Raw genomic sequence first — 17,138 nt, forward strand, 5'->3', positions numbered from 1 at the left:
ACAGCGCCAGCCCCCAGCACGTTAATTTTTTACGCACCGGGGGTAGGGCACCACAAATTATTTTATTTTCTCTAATTCATCTAGGAATGCTGGTCTTCTCTTATATGTGAGAGACAGTTCGTTTATCAATTCTTCCTGTTTTTCCTTACCAGCTAGTGTTTTATATTTTTTAAGTTTATTACATACATTTCGATACGCATTACGATAAGATGAAGCCTTTGCTTCTTTATTTATATAGTCTTTATATAGGTCAATCACTTCATCCCTGAATGATTCGATAAGCCTATCGGCATAATATTCGATCCTTGTTATATTCTTTCTAACATATTGCATGATCTCTTCTACATCATTTTCTTCCTCAATTAGCTTAAGAAATATATTTTTAGAACCCCAGCCATTGTCATTTCTCAGTTCTTCTTTTAATTTATCATAAAATACGGCTTTATCCTCAATAGATAATTCCTTTAGGTCTTCATAATAGTGGAAATCCCCTTCAAATAAAAGCTCCTTTGCCAATTGTTCTTGTTCTTTTTTTAATGATTGTTCTTTATAAGCCACGTAGCGAAGCTGTTTCCATTTCGATACTAATCCTGGGTATTGTGCATCTTGCATTTCCCCGTCTTTCGTCAATTCTATCACCTTATGATAATTTCTTTCTTGAAAACATTGATTAATTAGCTGCTCTCTAAAGGATGTATATGTGATGTGATCGATAATGAATTGTTCTGCTTCTTCCCTTGTCCCATATGATTCAATTAAAGTGAATAAAATTTGCAGCATGCCTTCATTGTTATATTCCGTATATCGGTCATCTGTGCTTAGCTCTAGCATTGATTCAATTTTTACTTTAAGCCGAGCCCTTAACTCAACTACATCTGCAAATTCTGTACATATATATAGTAGATTAATTTTAAATTCTTCCCATCCGGAAAAAACTCCACTATCAACATGAGCCATTAATTTTTCAAATGCTCGTTCCCTTTGAGGGATGCCTAATTCGTTACTTTCTATTACGATCTCCTCTATTAATTCCAGAGTAACTGTGACTAAGCCACCAATGTCTCCATCAGAATCATCCGCATATTGAAAGGCGTTCATCGCTTCTATCAATAAAAAAAGAGCGATTTCCAACCCCATGAGTGGATTTTCATGATTTCTCGCCTTTTCGAAAATATCATCTAGTTCCCCTACAAAATCAGATACTTCTCGATAGCTGATGAATCCATCCCTAGCGATATATCTGTTCTTAATCTTATTCATCAACGCTTTGCATTTTTCAAGCTCATCCTGATCATCACCTTTAGCATATTTGAAGATTAAACTCTGCTTTAAAACGGCATCCTCATTAGCCATATTGATAAGAATATCCACCAGTTCTTCTTTTGAAAGATTGACTAACACTTCTTTTATTTTTGGCTGACTTTTCCTGTGCTTTAATGACTCACCATGCTCATTCAACATTTCAATTAATTTAAAATAGGCAGCAACTTCGTGTTTGCATATCGGTCCAAAATCATAAGGACAATCGCAAGTTGAACATTGTATTTCTCTGCTATCATCGATTTCAACGAAAACCTCGTAGTCTTCGCTCCCTTCAATGATAAAAATATACTCGTTACGTTCTTGTTCGTATGCCTCTACAATATTACCTTCAAGATAGTAACTATAGCCCCTGTCTAGAATTGTCTTATTTATGTGCTGCTCAAAATGAAGAAGGTTCATTTCATTCCTCATTTCCTTTTGTTATAAAGCTTACTATATTCGATCAATCCTCTACCTTTATCATATTCTAGCACTGAAAGATTCGAAAGCCTTATTGCTCTTTCCATTCTAATTTTGAACAAATCATTTTCTTTACCTATTCTTAAAACAACCTCAATGTTCCGTGCATTGTTATTTACATATAAGCGAGGTATCATATAAGCGTTCGCTTATACAGGGTCAAGAGGATGTTGCCATCATTTTTATCGACATTGAGACTCCTTATGTTCACACCGATTGTATAAGGCATCAAAAAAAGAAGTTAGGTGTAGTTTATGATTGCTAGAGGAGTAGAAAAATTTAAATTATTAATTGAAATTTTTATCATTGCTTCCAAACTTGGGCTTACTTCATTCGGTGGACCCATCGCTCATTTAGGCTATTTCCATGAAGAATATATTCGTAGAAGAAAATGGATGGATGAAAAAGATTATGCCGACTTAGTTGCCTTATGTCAATTTTTACCTGGTCCCGCAAGTAGTCAAGTAGGAATTGGAATTGGGGTCATGCGTGCGGGAGTTTTGGGCGGAATGTTTGCTTTTATCGGCTTCACTCTCCCATCTGTCCTCGCACTCATTCTTTTCGCCTCACTTCTTCACACGTTTACTATTGAAAGTGCTGGCTGGATTCATGGGTTAAAGTTAGTCGCTGTGGCAATTGTGGCCCATGCTGTATTAGGAATGGCCAAGAACTTAACGCCTGATATACAACGGCGGACGATCGCTCTATTTTCAATGGTTGTCACTTTATTATGGCAGACAGCCTTTTCACAAGTTGCTGTCATCCTCATTGCAGGCATCATCGGGTACTTTATTTATAAACAACAGACAATGGATAAAGATGGATCATCGCCCATCTACGTTCCCATTTCACGCCGTACGGCATATGTTTGTTTATCATTGTTTTTTGCTTTACTTATTGTACTTCCTATTTTACGTGAGTCCGTTTCCATTCACTGGATCGCTTTATTCGACCATTTTTACCGATCTGGCTCACTTGTATTTGGAGGGGGGCATGTTGTTTTACCATTGCTTGAACGCGAATTTGTTCCAACAGGTTGGTTAAGTACAGAGGAGTTTCTTGCTGGATACGGTGCAACACAAGCAGTTCCAGGCCCTCTATTTACGTTTGCAGCTTACATCGGTACGGTCATTGATGGTTGGCAAGGTGGAGTTTTAGCTACTTTCGCCATCTTTTTACCTGCTATTTTACTTGTTTTTGGTGCACTGCCTTTTTGGGACTCCTTGCGCCGTAATCCAAAAATAAAAGGCGCATTCATGGGTGTAAATGCTTCCGTAGTAGGAATTCTAATTTCTGCACTTTACGACCCCATCTGGACAAGTACCATCTTAACACCGATTGATTTTGCCTTTGCGGCCGTTTTATTTAGTTTACTCGTCTTTTGGAAGCTCCCCCCGTGGATCGTTGTATTAACAGGTGCATGCGGCGGAACTCTATTATCCTTATGAATAAAATAGGTAGAGTAAAACGGTTATTTTTCTCTACCTACTTTTTAATTGCGCGGCACTCTTCCCTTAATCGCTGCACTATTTAAACATTTGAGTCGACTAATACAGTCATACATATCTGATTTTTTTATCGATTCCCCACCGTCATAAAAGTGCCACGCGATGAAAATCCCAAACGAATAAATAAGGATTGGCAGCCTCTCTTACATATGATAGGATGAAAAAAAAGGAGGTGGAAATGATGAGTGAGGAAAGATTTGATCGGATTGAGGAAATGCTGGCACAGCTATTAAAAATGGTAGCAAATACGAATCAAGAGCAAGCAAAAATGAGAAAAGAAATGGCTTTGAAAACTGATGTGGACTCATTGAAGGCAGACATGGGCACCATGAAAACTGATATGGACTCATTGAAGGCGGACATGGGCACCATGAAGGCAGATATGGACTCAATGAAGACAGAGATGGGTTTCATGCGCGAGAATATTTCTCGGATTGAAAAAAAGGGCGATGAGCGCCATGAGCAAATCCTATCTGAATTACAATTAATAAAAATCGACCAAGATTTTACTTGGGAAAAGGCCGTTAAAACAGAGCGAGAAGTGGGCATTATAAAAAAGCAAATGGGTCTATAAGCATCATCGATATTTTTTTCATAAGTTTTAAAGCTCTATCTGCCCCATGCATCTTTCACAGATAATGTTGCCTCATCCAGACACGGTATATTTCATTAAATTTTATCCATGTGGCTCAATTGAATGCGAAGCACGGATTATTACATCTATTCAGCAGTTTTTGTTAGAACTATTCTCTTATTAGTTTAGCTAATCCTTCCAGGTGTTGCCCATATTAAATGAAACATGCCCCACCAATGACTTTCGACCTTACGTAATTGTAAGTCTGATTCTTGAATAAGACGAAGCATATCTCGCTTTTGATGACAGCCAATCAACTTAAAGTGAATAGGATCTATAACTTTCTGAACAAATCCAACTACCGGATTAAAACTAAGTCCGTGCTCCATAAGCAAAATCTGCCCTTGTGGCTTGCACCAGTGACTAAGTTGATTGAGTACTTTAACGGGATGTTCATAGGCGCAAAAAGATAATGTGGATACAATGGTATCGAACGTTTTCTCGGGAAATTCAAGTGTTTCGATATCCGATAATATAAATTCCGTATCAATTCCTTGTTCCTTAGCCGCTATTTTCGCTTTATCTAGCATTTGCGGACTGAAATCAACGGCTGTCACTTTTACGTCGGATGAATAATATGCAAAATTCGCCCCGGCCCCTACTGCAAGCTCCAAGACCTTTCCTTCTGCTCCCAGCAAAAGCTGTCTTCGCCACGCTTCAAGATTTTTCGTTTTTCTTTGCTTTTCATATAAACCAGCTTGTTTATCAAATTTACGTACTAGCTTTGATTTATCCATGCTCCAACTCCCCCTCTACTGATTAATTAATGGTAAAGTTTTCGTTTTAATACGAATTTATATGATCAAAAAACTGCACCTTTATGTTTCTTCCATTTCATTAAGGTGCAGCTTCATTTTTCATATTATGCTATTTTATTAAATTTAATTGTTTTCCCTTGTTTACGCCATTCTTTATATTCAGCTGCTGCTGTGAAAAGAACGTCCGTCGATGAATTAAGTGCTGTTTCAAAAGAGTCTTGTAAAACACCAATGATAAAGCCTACTCCAACGACTTGCATTGCAACATCTGGAGAAATTCCAAATAAGCTACATGCTAGAGGGATCAATAATAGGGAACCGCCAGCAATCCCTGAAGCACCACAGGCACATATCGCTGATAATACACTTAGGATGATTGCTGTTGGAATATCTACCTCAATTCCAAGTGTATGAACGGCTGCGAGAGTTAAAACGGAAATCGTAACAGCCGCCCCAGCCATATTGATCGTCGCTCCTAATGGAATCGATACAGAATAACTATCTTTATTTAAACCAAGATTTTGACATAATTTCATGTTTACAGGAATATTTGCAGCAGAGCTTCGTGTAAAGAATGCCGTAATGCCGCTTTCCCTTAAGCACTTGAAAACGAGCGGGAAGGGATTTTGTTTAATAAGTATATATACAATGATTGGATTAACGACCAGTGCCACAAAGAGCATACAGCCAATTAACAATGCAAGTAATTTTCCATATCCAAGCAATGCATCTAACCCACTTGTCGTAATCGAATCAAATACAAGGCCCATGATGCCTAATGGTGCAAGTTTAATCACCCATGTAACAACTTTCGAAACTGCATCAGAAAAATTAGAAATTAGCGTCTTTGTCGAGTCGGCAGCATTTCTTAAAGCCAAGCCAAGAAGAACCGCCCAAGCTAAAATCCCAATATAATTCGCATTAGAAATAGCATTAATCGGATTATCAACAATATTTAACAGCAATGTTTTAAGAACCTCAGCAACGCCGCTAGGAGGTGCTAGATCCTCCGCTCCATTTACAAGCGTTAAGCTTACAGGAAAAATAAAACTTACAATAACAGCAATAAGGCCGGCTAAAAAAGTACCTATTAGGTAAAGAACGATGATCGACTTCATATTCGTCCGTTCACCCGCTTTATGTTGTGCGATTGCAGCTATTACTAAAACAAGCACTAGGACTGGCGCGATTGCTTTTAAAGCTCCTACAAATAAAGAACCAAAAATACCAATCGGACTAGCTGCTTCTGGGATCGTTAATGCCAAAACAATACCAATAACTAAACCGACAACGATTTGTTTAACTAAACTCAGTCGATTCCATTTTTCCAGTAAATTCTTCATATATTTTCCTCCATTTCTCCCATTCCACGGTTATCTTCATACATTCTAGACATATATAGCAAAAATTGTTCGGATTCTATTAATATTCCACCACAAAAATACAGTTGTCTTTTCAATAAATACGATTATACTTACTTTTTTAATATATTACAATACTATTATGAAAATAATATTCAAATCGTTATCACGATATTTACTTATATAGGAGTAAACATACGTTCACGTAGGAAGGAAAGTAATGGATGACCTAGTCATATGTGGAACCATCCGATTTTTACTGACATATCATGATGATGTAGGGGGTGGTTCTAATTGGACAGTCAATGTATATAGATTTTTTGTCCAAACTGGGTGTTGGCGGTGCACATCCTGGTGGTTTTCAATTAACAAAGGAATTATTGTCGATGGAGAAGATTAACAGATCGTCATACATTTTAGATGTTGGATGTGGTACTGGTCAAACTGCCGCTTATTTAGCTGCTCATTACGGTGCAAAAGTAATAGGGATAGATATTAATCCAATCATGGTGGAAAAAGCCAGACTTCGAATGAAACAATATAAATTACCCGTAGACATTATTCAAGGTTCAATAGAGGATTGCCCATTTGAAAATAATCAATTTGATTTCATCCTTTGTGAATCTGTTCTTGCCTTTGCAAATGCACCTAAATCCCTTAAAGAAATATTCAGGGTTGTAAAAAGTGGAGGTCGGTTCATTGCAAATGAACTAACCATCAATCATTCACTTGATGAAACTAGTAAAAAAGAAATAAAACAATTTTATGGACTTAATAACATCCTTATGGAGCAAGACTGGATCACATTATTAGGACAGTCAGGTTTTCAAAATATAAAAATTCATATGCAAAAATCACCTCTCTATCATTCAATGACTGAATTTCCATTCTCTGATTATGTAGAAACGGAACTTTTGATGATAATGATTCAGCATTTTAATATTATGGCGAAATATCATGGAATTTTAGATAATAGGATATTTTCATGTACGAAATAAATCATATGTGATGGAGAAAAGGCTTGCGTTATGCTGCAGGCCTGTTTTATAAATAAGACGATTAAATTAGGCACTGTATTAGCGATATGATAGCGGAATACGGTATCGTTATTGCTTTTTTCAATTGAAGTTTCATTCGTTTCAGGGATAAAAACTTCTAACTGTGGTGATATACAGTGATTACTACCGATTATTATATGGTTACTACCGATCTTCTTACCGTTACTACCGATTTTCATGCTATTACTACCGATTATCCATTCAATACTACCGATTGTAAAAAAATGTTAATATCATAACAAGCATTATACCGGCTACATGTTGTAGATTAATATTTGATTCAAACCATCATTAAGGCTGTTCGAAGTGCAGTGATGACAATAAAATCCAATCCATCGAAACTAGCCCAAAAAGAAAAACCAAAAAATGTTGTTATTACAACTTTCTTGGGTTTTATCGTTTTTAGTCTTCGGACCGATCAAACACCAACAACCGACTAAATATCGACTCCAAATCAACGTTTATACAAGTTAATAAGTCGGAGCGAATCGAGTCCTTATTGCCATATGTCTGTGCAAGGATGTATTTTTGATCCGTAAGAATGAATTGATCCACATATAAATGTGTCGGATCGACAATCCAGTATTCTTTCACACCGAAACGTTCATATACGGCTTTTTTGTGGATTTTATCGTTGTTGCTTGTGCTTGGTGATAGAATTTCAATGATGAGGTCAGGGGCGCCAATCACTTTTTTCTCCGTAACAATGTGAAGATTGTCATTTGCAATATAGATCAAGTCGGGCTGGCACTCGTTATCGTCATTAAACTTCACATCAATAGGCGAGGTGAGAATAAGTCCATCAGGTGCACAAGTATCCTCCAAATTTTTTAAAAAGTAAGTGACTAATTGTTGATGTCTAATCGCTGGTGCTGCTTGCATATCATAGCGAATTCCCTCTATTAATTCGAAACGTTCTTCGTTGTACTCATAGGAAGGTGGAATCTCCTTTAATTTCAACTTTTTTTCGGACATCTCTTCATCTCCTTCATTGCTATGTACCAATAGTATACAGTAGATTCAGAATTGGTGACAGGCTTGATGTACTACGGGGAATTTAAAAGAATCGTACGGGAATTCGCACAAAAAAACACGTGATAACATGCCTCTATCATCACGTGTACGATTTTATTGTTTTTATTGCGCATTTACATCAGGTTGATGGATTCCAAATACATTGCCCTCTGTATCAATATAATATCCTTGCCACGCCATTCCAGGTAAGGCATGTTTCGGCTTGGCCACCTTCCCACCATGCTCAATGATTTTAGCCTCCGTTACATCGTAATTTTCAACTCCCATTGTACAAGCAAATCCATTTAGAGCTTGGCCTGTTTCCGGCGGAGCACTTTGCCGCTGCATTAAGGCACCATTGATTCCAAGTTCATTCTCATCGCCAGTAACCGCTCCAAAGTAAGGCATCCCAGCATAATCACTCCAGTCTTGAAATGACCAGCCAAATACCTCTCCATAAAAATTCTTTGCCCGTTCCATATCATTTACATGAATTTCAAAATGAATTAATCTTCCCATCATATCCTCCTACTTCTTTATTGACATCGCTTACACTTACCTATTCATTATTATAAAGGTATTAAAAATGTTCATTCAAATTTTAAGCCTCGATTCGAATGAATAGGAGCTATCGATCCATATTATAACTCGCTTCCTGCGGCTACGATACGAATTAAGCTTTCATTCTAGACAACAAAAAAGACCCGGAACGAAATCAGGGTCACATTTGGAAAAATTTACGATTATTCATTAGCCTTCCATCGCTTCTGCAACTGCTTTCGTTTCATGGACTGTACCAAAGGGATGATTTGGTGGCGCATAAATCGAATAAAGTTTTAGCGGAATATTTCCTGTGTTCGTTACATTATGCCATGTTCCAGCAGGGACCATAATGGCGAAGTCATCAAAAACGTCTCTTTGGAAGTTTAAATTTTCCTTCGTCTTCCCCATTTGAACGATCCCTTGCCCTTGTTCAATTCGTAAAAACTGATCAACATGAGGGTGAACTTCCAAGCCAATATCTTCGCCAACACCAATACTCATTAAAGTAACTTGTAAATGCGATCCTGTCCATAAAGCTGTACGGTACGTTCTATTTTGCTTCGCGGCTTTATCAATATTAACAACAAACGGTTTTCCTCCATAATCTTTTAACAAAATACGTTCATTTGTTCGATCAACTTCATAAGGTAAAATCCCGTAAACAGACTGTCCTCCATAATTATGGATTGGCAGCATGCGAACATAATATGGATATACACAAGGAACATAGTACATTTTTTCTCCAACCCTTCACATATTAATCCATTTATCCTATGTAATGGGTTAAAGGAAGGTACTTAATACATTCCAGCTGGAACATCCATACCTATATTCATGCCTATATTTTCAAAAAATCGCTAACTGTTTTTACATTTTTCTCCTTTGGATAGCTTCTATATAATTGACTGGATAGACGAATCGGGTCACCAAAAAAGTATCTTTCGTATTGAGTCTGCCTCGTACCAAATGAACTCATAGTAAGATCCCAAGCCAATCGGAATAGTTTTACCCGATCAAAAGCATTTCTATTATCACCTTGAAGATACATATCAAGATCTTGTTTAAGTGAATGGAAAGCATTTTCTGAAGGCAATGAGATAATCCCGCTAGCCGCTATTAATTGAATAATTTCGCTAAAACGAGGGTAAATCCTCGGAAAAACGTTACTTGCCACTTGTAGAGGAATCAAACTTGGACGCATAAATCCCCATTCATCCAATTCTGCTTCGTTCTCGGCTTTCTCTAATAGTGCTTTCATTGTTTCAATACCAATAATGATTTCCGATAGTTTTTCCTGAATATGTTGATATTCATTAATATTAATGGTTTCGACGAGCAGTTGAGCTAAACCAAAGATAAATTCTATTTTGGCAATTTGCCTTATGATTACTTGATGGTAAGCAAAATGATAAAAAGAGCTTTGTTCTTTGAAATCTGTGGCCACTTCAACATTGTCATAAAAAAAGACTTTTTCCCACGGTACTAATACATGATCAAACACAACAATGGAATCCATTTCTTCAAATCTTGAACTTAACGGATAATTGAAAGTGGATTCCCCTCCAACAAAAGATTCCCGGCAAATAAACTTTAATCCATCAGTATCGGAGGGAATGGAAAAGGCAAATGCTTCATCTGGATTAAAAAAGAATCTAGGAGCCGTATAAACCAATACCTCATCGGTCAAACCTCCTTGTGTAGCAAGAAGGCGTGCACCTTTAATAATGATTCCTTTATTATTTTTCTCAATCACTCTTGCTGAAATGGGTTCATTTGAAAATCCCAAATTGATTTGAGAACGATTCACCTGTGGGGTAATGAATGTATGTGTAAAAGATAAATCTTTTTCCATCGCTCTTTCATAAAGGGACTGAATGTTTTCTGGAAAGCAATGATCTTTCCCCTTTAATATGGCTGCTGACGCGGCATAACTCATAATGGTCGTATTCATATAATCTGGACTTCTTCCGAGCATTCCGCAACTATGTCCTGCCCAGCATTCAATCATTGCCCTTCTTCTTTTTAAATCAGCTTTCGATTTTGGCTGTAAATACGAAAGCCCAATCGATTCGTTCTTGCCAGTTGCATTGAATGTCATTTTGTCTTTTAAGGAAAGGTCCATTTGTAAGTCATATAAAGAAGCGGTTGATTGAATCATCCCTCTAAAGGAAGGATGTTCAGTGATCTTCCCTTTAACTTTTTCGCCATCATACCAAAGGTCAATATTCAACTGATTTCGGCGGTCAATATACTCTTTTCCACTTATCGCTCCCATTTTACCACTCCTTATCCATTTAAATAGTGGCAGATGGTCTATTGTATTTGAAAATATTTAATATTATTCCGTGAATTATTCATTCGTATATACAACGTTAAAGAAATTCTTTCCCGAACTAATGTCTAATTTATGAATCTCTCGATTTCCCATTTACAGCTTGTCCTGTTTCTGAAGGGCACGTTAAGCACCAATGATACTAAGTTCACTGTCACCGCCAGTAACCGCTCCAAAGTAAGCATCCTTGCATAATTACTCCAGCCTTGAAATGACCTCTCCCCTTCACAATAAATACATTTAATCTATGAAATGTGCTAAACAATCCACTTAAAACAAAAGTGACAAATGTCACAGTGTAAGTTTCCTTTTTTTGATATGTTTATCCTATTGAATTTTAGAACGATGAAAAGAGGATTGTGAATGATTGAGCTCATAACAACTGCTGAATCGGTTGATCAAGCAAAAGGATTGATCCGGGCTGGAGTTGATACATTGTATATAGGTGAAGAAGAATTTGGGCTGCGTCTGCCAGCTTCCTTCTCCAGGGAAGAAATGATCGAGATCACAGAGTTTGCACACACATACAATAAACGAATTTGTGTAGCCGTAAATGCGATTATGCATAATGATCGGATTAAAGAGGTCATTCCGTACTTGGAATTTTTACAGAAAATTGGTGTTGACTCGATCACAGTTGGCGATCCGGGCGTTATTCACTTATTAAAAATAAATAAAATAGATATTCCGTACGTTTATGATGCACATACGATGATTGCCAGTGCAAAACAAATAAATTTTTGGATGAAGCGTGGTGCAATCGGTGCTGTTCTCGCAAGGGAATTAACGTTTGAGGAATTAAAAACAATTGCAGCTCAGGTTACGATTCCAATTGAAATATTAGTGTATGGTGCAACATGTATTCATCACTCTAAACGACCGCTTCTAGAAAATTATTTTAACTTTACAGAGCAATCGATGCCTTCTGAAGGTCTTTTTATTTCCGAACCAAAAAAGCCAGATTCCCACTATTCTATTTTTGAAGATATGAATGGAACCCATATTTTTGCGACGAATGACGTCAATCTCCTGCCATATTTAGAATCATTAGTTGATGTCGGTCTAACCCAATGGAAATTAGATGGAATTTTTACTCACGGTGATGATTTTATTGAAATCGCACGCCTTTTTATTGAAGCGAAACAAGCGTTAGCGGCAGGTAATTTGACGGAAAAATTAATAGAACAATTAAACGGGCAGCTAATCTCTCTTCACCCAAAAGAAAGATCTTTAGACGAAGGATTTTTCTTAAAAGATCCGAACGATGTAAAATAACGAGGGGGATTATAATGAGAAAAATAACGAAAAAGCCAGAGGTTTTATCTCCAGCAGGAACACTTGAAAAGTTGAAAACGGCCATTATATACGGCGCGGATGCTGTGTATATTGGTGGGAATCAGTACGGACTTAGAAGCCGTGCGGGAAACTTTACATATGATGAAATGCGCGAAGGGTTAGAATTTGCCAAAAAGCATGATGCAAAGGTGTATGTTGCGGCAAACATGGTAACACATGAAGGGGATGCAGATGGTGCAGGTACATTCTTTCAAACCCTGCGAGATATCGGCATTCATGCAGTGATTGTATCTGACCCGGTACTCATTGATATTTGTGCAACAGAAGCTCCAGGTTTGCCGATTCATTTATCAACACAAGCTTCTGCAACGAATTATGAAACATTGAATTTTTGGCATGCAGAAGGATTAGAGCGCGTTGTATTGGCAAGAGAAGTGAGCATGGAAGAAATCAAGGAAATTAGGCAAAATACAGATGTGGAGATTGAGGCTTTTATTCATGGGGCTATGTGTATTTCATATTCAGGTCGTTGTACATTATCAAACCATATGTCAGCTCGTGACGCGAACCGTGGAGGCTGTTCACAATCATGCCGTTGGAAATACGATTTATTCGAAATGCCTTTGCCAAATGTACGTCAATCAGCTCTAGCAGGTGATCCCATTGAGGATTTTTCCATGAGCGCCGTCGATATGTCGATGATCCGCCACATCCCCGATTTAGTGGAAAATGGCATTGACAGTTTAAAAATTGAGGGAAGAATGAAATCCATTCATTATGTATCAACCGTTTCAAATGTGTATCGTCAAGCGATCGATGCTTATTGCAATGATCCCGATCATTATGAGTTCAAACAAGAGTGGGAAGATGAGCTCTGGAAAGTAGCTCAACGGGAATTATCAGTAGGTTTTTATTATGGAACACCAACTGAAACTGAGCAATTATTTGGCGAACGCCGAAAAATTCCTGCCTATGCTTTTATTGGACAAGTGTTAGATTATGATGAAGAAACACAAATAGCAACGATCCAACAACGCAATCATTTTGGCGTAGGAGACGAAATTGAATTTTTCGGTCCGGGCTTTACTCACCTGCATCAAACGATCGATTTTTTATGGGATGAAGCAGGAAATCCAATTGATCGTGCCCCGAATGCGATGATGATTGTAAAAATGAAAGTAAAAGCGCCTGTTAAACCTTTTGATATGATCCGAAAAAGAAAATAATCATGCTAAACATGCTGACCGAAAGATCGAATCTTTAGTCAGCATTTTTTAATAGGACATCATCTATCCCAAGTAAAAACTCCATTACAATTTACCATTCCACTCCGTAGTATTCCTTGATTATTTCTCGAATAATCTTTTCTTTATTTTCTCCCCTTCCATGACTTTCCGTCCTAAATTCATCATTGCAATGAACTTTTGTTAGCTTGAAGCCAGTATAACGAATATCAATTTCTTCATCCGCAGATGTTGAAAACCCTCCTGTTCCAAATGGGCTAACACATGTATGATTTATAGCAGTTCGATTCCCTTTTTCATCTACGTAATAGTATTTATCCGTTACAATGCCATAGTCCATATCGGGTGTCGAAGTTACGAAATATCCTTTTTCATTAATAACATGCACTTCATAACCATCTTCGGTTTTAACGATCGGTGCTCCTTTTACATTGTAAAAAACATAAACATCTCCTTCGTACCCGTTAGGTATTAAGTATATATCGTTCGTTTCATCACTTTTGTTCAACAAATACAGAGTGAGCGATATGACAGTGGCTGCTAGTAATATACTGAAAATAACCTTAATAGTTCGGGAAAAACGTGTGATCTTTCCCATTAATACATAGACGGTATAAGCTAAGATGCTCACAACAAGCAAAATCGGCGTAATGTAAATTATCGCAAAAATGAAGCCTTCCCAAATAGAAAAATAGTAAACATTCGGCTCCCTTTCGGATAATTTGGTGTAGCTTATGAATGAACCAAATAGCGAAATAACGAATGATAAAATGACCGCAGCAAACATAATTTTTAGTAATTTTAAAAATGACCATCTCATTCATATCCACCCCGGTTCAATCTTCATTGCTATTAGTATAGCATTTATACATTTTAAGGATTGGGGGATCTTTGTTCTTTTCAAAGGTGGCTATCGATCCCTAACAAAAGAAAGAGCCCGTATTACTCTGGGCCCTCTCTGCTCGTTATTCTTTTAATAATTTTAAAATATCCTCTTCGATTTTTAGCGGTCGAATAGTCGGTGCGTATCGTTTAATGACATTTCCTTTTTTATCGATGAGAAATTTTGTGAAATTCCATTTGATATCCGATGTGATTAAACCTTTTTTTTCCTCTGTTAAATATTGAAATAGGGGATGGGCCTCTTTCCCCTTTACTTCGACTTTTTTAAATAAAGGAAAGTGGACGCCAAAGTTTAACTGACAAGCTTTTGCTACTTCTTCGTCTGATCCCGGCTCTTGATTTTTGAACTGATTGCATGGAAAGCCTAACACTACAAAGTTTTTCCCCTTATACGTATCGTATAATTGTTGCAATTCGTCAAATTGCGGGGCAAACCCGCATTTTGTAGCTGTATTGACGATTAAAAGTACTTTCCCTTCATAATCACGTAATGATTTCTCTTCCCCATTCATTAAAGGGGCTGAAAATTGATAAATACTCATCGCTATCCCCTATCTTCCTTATTAGGCTTAATTTGAGTGTTTTCGTTTAACGGCTTTTTCTTTTTCAAATAATACGATGAGTCCCGGCAAAAGAACACCCCTTATTAAAAATGTATCTAATAAAATACCAACCGCGACAATGAAGCCAAAGACAAATAAAAGTTCAATCGGCTGAGTCATAAGGACAGCGAAAGTTGCCGCTAAAATTAAACCAGCCGAGGAAATAACCCCTCCAGTATTAGCGACGGCAATTTGAACCGCCTCTTTGACAGCATGCTTTCTCCTTTCCTCTTGATATCTAGAGATTAATATGATGTTGTAATCCACCCCTAGTGCAACTAAGAATACAAAGGAATATAGTGGTACTCTATCACTTATCGTATGAAGATCAAAGATAATCCCACTTAAAAACATCCCTAAACCTAAAGCGGCAAGAAAGGAGATTAAAATGGTTCCCATCATATAAATAGGCATCTTAATCGATTTCGTTAAAACAATTAGCAAGGCAAAAATAAGAATCGTTTCCAATATGACAATTAAAATTAAATCGCGATTATTAATGGAGCGCTCATCCACCTTGGAAGCCGTCTCCCCAGCAAAGTGCAGACTGCCTTCTAGTTGCTGGTCTGTCATAATTGTTTCCGAGTTGTCGATGATATTTTTTAAAGCATCGATTGTATCAATCGCATAAGGGCTCTCATCAAAAGTTAGGCTATAATTGATCACTTTTTCATTCTCAGAAATGCCATTTATCCGAACATTATTCACTAATGGTTGACTCGCTAGCGCATTTTTTAAATTTTCTTGCTGCTCGAGCGTAATGATTTCTGTTGCCTCAAACAATACCGTTGTAGGCGCTAAATCTCCTTTATGAAAGTTTTTCTCTAAAATTTCATAGCCTTGTCTTGATGGCATATCCTCAGGAAAGGATTTCATCGTATCAAACTCGTATTGCATATTAAACAGATTGCTCGCCGAAACAAGTAAGAAAACCCCAATCACCGCAACAGAAAGCCCCGGCTTCCTTACAACAAATCTACCAACCCGACTCCAGATGGAATTTGATTTAATAATCGTCTCACCAACTTGCGGGATTTTTGGCCAAAATGATTTTCTGCCAAAGAGCGTAAACAAGGCTGGAACGAGTGTGATTGATGCTAGCATAATAATTACCATCGTTGTTCCAAACGTCGGAGCAAAATTGTTATAATCCCCAAATTCAGCGAAGAATAGGACAAGCATTGCAGCTAATACCGTCCCACCTGAAAAGAAAACAGGCATTCCTATTTCGCGCATTGCCGCACTCATTGCATCATACTTGCTTTCATAGGTTTTCAGCTCTTCGCGATAGCGAGAAAATACGAATAAAGAATAATCAATCACAGCGGCAAATAATAAAATCGTCATAATCGACAATGTTTGATTGCTGAAAACAAGTCCAGCAGCGCCCATTACACCGAGTGTTTGCATGACAACTTCATAAACGAAGGCGGCTGCCAAAAGTGGGATTAGTGCCAGTAATGGAGATCGATAAATAATGACCAATAGCACGAGAATTAATCCAACCGTTGATAAAATCAAAACGACGTCCGCTCTTGAAAATAGTTCAAGCGTATCAGCAGCAATGCCAGCAGGGCCAGTAACATACAATGCTAAATCACTTTGCTCCTTAACAATTTTTTCAATTTGTTCTTTTGCTTGCTTTAGTTCTTTTGTTTCAAGCGAAGCATTGAACGTTAAAGGAATAACTGCCGTTTTTTTGTCTGCTGAGAAAAATCCAGCAGTTGCTTGTGGCGGCAATGCGGATAAAGGGATGATTTGTTCCACTTCTTTCATGTCTGCCTTTTCAATTCGGTCGACTAAGTCAACCAGCTGCTGAAGCTCAATTTCCCCTTTATCTGATTGAAAAACGAGAATGCCGGGCACACCATCACTATCTTTAAAATACGTATCGACTTTTTTATTAGCGATCACAGATTGTGCTTCTTTTGGCAATGCATCAATGGAAGATACCTGATATTCCTTTGCACTTGGCGCAAAGATTGCTAGCCCCATCGTCAAAATAAACCAGACGGCAAGGGTAATCCACATCCCTTTTTTCGTTGTTACACGGTCTGTAATGAATTGCAAAAAAGCTTTCATATTCTCAGCCCTTTCTATGTG

The 17,138-nt window shown here is 37.6% G+C and carries 15 protein-coding genes; 5 read left to right on the plus strand and 10 right to left on the minus strand.

Translation table 11 applies throughout. The features are described from left to right. Nucleotides 1-57: 57 nt before the first annotated feature. A complete protein-coding gene (locus tag KHA95_RS15515) occupies nucleotides 58-1,722 on the minus strand; it encodes an SWIM zinc finger family protein (RefSeq protein WP_213138424.1) in 1,665 nt (554 codons plus the stop codon). 314 nt (nucleotides 1,723-2,036) lie between these two features. Here KHA95_RS15515 and KHA95_RS15520 point away from each other — a divergent pair, with 314 nt between their 5' ends. Both KHA95_RS15520 and KHA95_RS15525 read left to right on the plus strand, forming a co-directional pair. After that, nucleotides 2,037-3,230 (plus strand): chromate transporter, encoded by a 1,194-nt coding sequence (locus KHA95_RS15520; RefSeq protein ID WP_213138425.1) that lies wholly within the window; start codon nucleotides 2,037-2,039, stop codon nucleotides 3,228-3,230. A gap of 241 nt (nucleotides 3,231-3,471) precedes the next feature. After that, entirely contained in the window at nucleotides 3,472-3,864 is a 393-nt protein-coding gene (locus tag KHA95_RS15525; protein WP_213138426.1) for a hypothetical protein, read from the plus strand. A 185-nt stretch (nucleotides 3,865-4,049) separates the two neighbouring features. On the opposite strand, the gene KHA95_RS15530 is transcribed toward KHA95_RS15525, so the two are convergent. Both KHA95_RS15530 and sstT read right to left on the minus strand, forming a co-directional pair. Further along, on the minus strand, nucleotides 4,050-4,661 hold the full coding sequence (locus KHA95_RS15530; protein WP_213138427.1) for a class I SAM-dependent methyltransferase: 612 nt from the start codon (nucleotides 4,659-4,661) through the stop codon (nucleotides 4,050-4,052). Nucleotides 4,662-4,786: 125 nt separating this feature from the next. Then, nucleotides 4,787-6,025: a serine/threonine transporter SstT gene (gene sstT, locus KHA95_RS15535; protein ID WP_213138428.1), complete on the minus strand. Its 1,239-nt coding sequence runs from the start codon at nucleotides 6,023-6,025 to the stop codon at nucleotides 4,787-4,789. Nucleotides 6,026-6,327: 302 nt separating this feature from the next. Between sstT and KHA95_RS15540 the strand changes: the two genes are divergently transcribed. Next, nucleotides 6,328-7,041 carry a class I SAM-dependent methyltransferase gene (locus KHA95_RS15540; protein WP_349305488.1) on the plus strand — a complete coding sequence of 238 codons (714 nt, stop codon included), beginning with the start codon at nucleotides 6,328-6,330 and terminating at the stop codon, nucleotides 7,039-7,041. Between the two features lie 462 nt (nucleotides 7,042-7,503). Here KHA95_RS15540 and KHA95_RS15545 read toward each other — a convergent pair whose 3' ends face one another. From KHA95_RS15545 to hpaB, 4 genes are all read right to left on the minus strand, one after another. Next, a complete protein-coding gene (locus KHA95_RS15545) occupies nucleotides 7,504-8,076 on the minus strand; it encodes a Uma2 family endonuclease (RefSeq protein WP_213138429.1) in 573 nt (190 codons plus the stop codon). A 162-nt stretch (nucleotides 8,077-8,238) separates the two neighbouring features. Further along, nucleotides 8,239-8,634, minus strand: a complete 396-nt coding sequence (locus tag KHA95_RS15550; protein ID WP_213138430.1) for a VOC family protein — start codon at nucleotides 8,632-8,634, stop codon at nucleotides 8,239-8,241. Between the two features lie 231 nt (nucleotides 8,635-8,865). After that, nucleotides 8,866-9,393, minus strand: coding sequence for a cupin domain-containing protein (locus KHA95_RS15555; protein WP_213138431.1), 528 nt, complete (start codon nucleotides 9,391-9,393; stop codon nucleotides 8,866-8,868). Nucleotides 9,394-9,496: 103 nt separating this feature from the next. Continuing rightward, nucleotides 9,497-10,933: a 4-hydroxyphenylacetate 3-monooxygenase, oxygenase component gene (gene hpaB / locus KHA95_RS15560; protein WP_213138432.1), complete on the minus strand. Its 1,437-nt coding sequence runs from the start codon at nucleotides 10,931-10,933 to the stop codon at nucleotides 9,497-9,499. A gap of 423 nt (nucleotides 10,934-11,356) precedes the next feature. Between hpaB and KHA95_RS15565 the strand changes: the two genes are divergently transcribed. Together KHA95_RS15565 and KHA95_RS15570 are read left to right on the plus strand one after the other, a co-directional pair. Then, nucleotides 11,357-12,265, plus strand: coding sequence for a peptidase U32 family protein (locus tag KHA95_RS15565; RefSeq protein ID WP_349305493.1), 909 nt, complete (start codon nucleotides 11,357-11,359; stop codon nucleotides 12,263-12,265). Between the two features lie 14 nt (nucleotides 12,266-12,279). After that, on the plus strand, nucleotides 12,280-13,512 hold the full coding sequence (locus KHA95_RS15570; protein WP_213138434.1) for a peptidase U32 family protein: 1,233 nt from the start codon (nucleotides 12,280-12,282) through the stop codon (nucleotides 13,510-13,512). A 91-nt stretch (nucleotides 13,513-13,603) separates the two neighbouring features. On the opposite strand, the gene KHA95_RS15575 is transcribed toward KHA95_RS15570, so the two are convergent. From KHA95_RS15575 to KHA95_RS15585, 3 genes are all read right to left on the minus strand, one after another. After that, entirely contained in the window at nucleotides 13,604-14,350 is a 747-nt protein-coding gene (locus tag KHA95_RS15575) for a DUF6843 domain-containing protein (protein WP_213138435.1), read from the minus strand. Between the two features lie 145 nt (nucleotides 14,351-14,495). Further along, nucleotides 14,496-14,975, minus strand: a complete 480-nt coding sequence (locus KHA95_RS15580; RefSeq protein WP_213138436.1) for a glutathione peroxidase — start codon at nucleotides 14,973-14,975, stop codon at nucleotides 14,496-14,498. A gap of 27 nt (nucleotides 14,976-15,002) precedes the next feature. After that, the gene (locus tag KHA95_RS15585; RefSeq protein ID WP_213138437.1) at nucleotides 15,003-17,117 is read right to left on the minus strand and encodes an MMPL family transporter; all 2,115 of its coding nucleotides are present in this window, start codon (nucleotides 17,115-17,117) and stop codon (nucleotides 15,003-15,005) included. Nucleotides 17,118-17,138: the final 21 nt, after the last annotated feature.

Origin of the sequence: Bacillus sp. FJAT-50079 (assembly GCF_018343515.1) — a bacterium.
Lineage (GTDB): Bacteria > Bacillota > Bacilli > Bacillales > Bacillaceae_C > Lederbergia.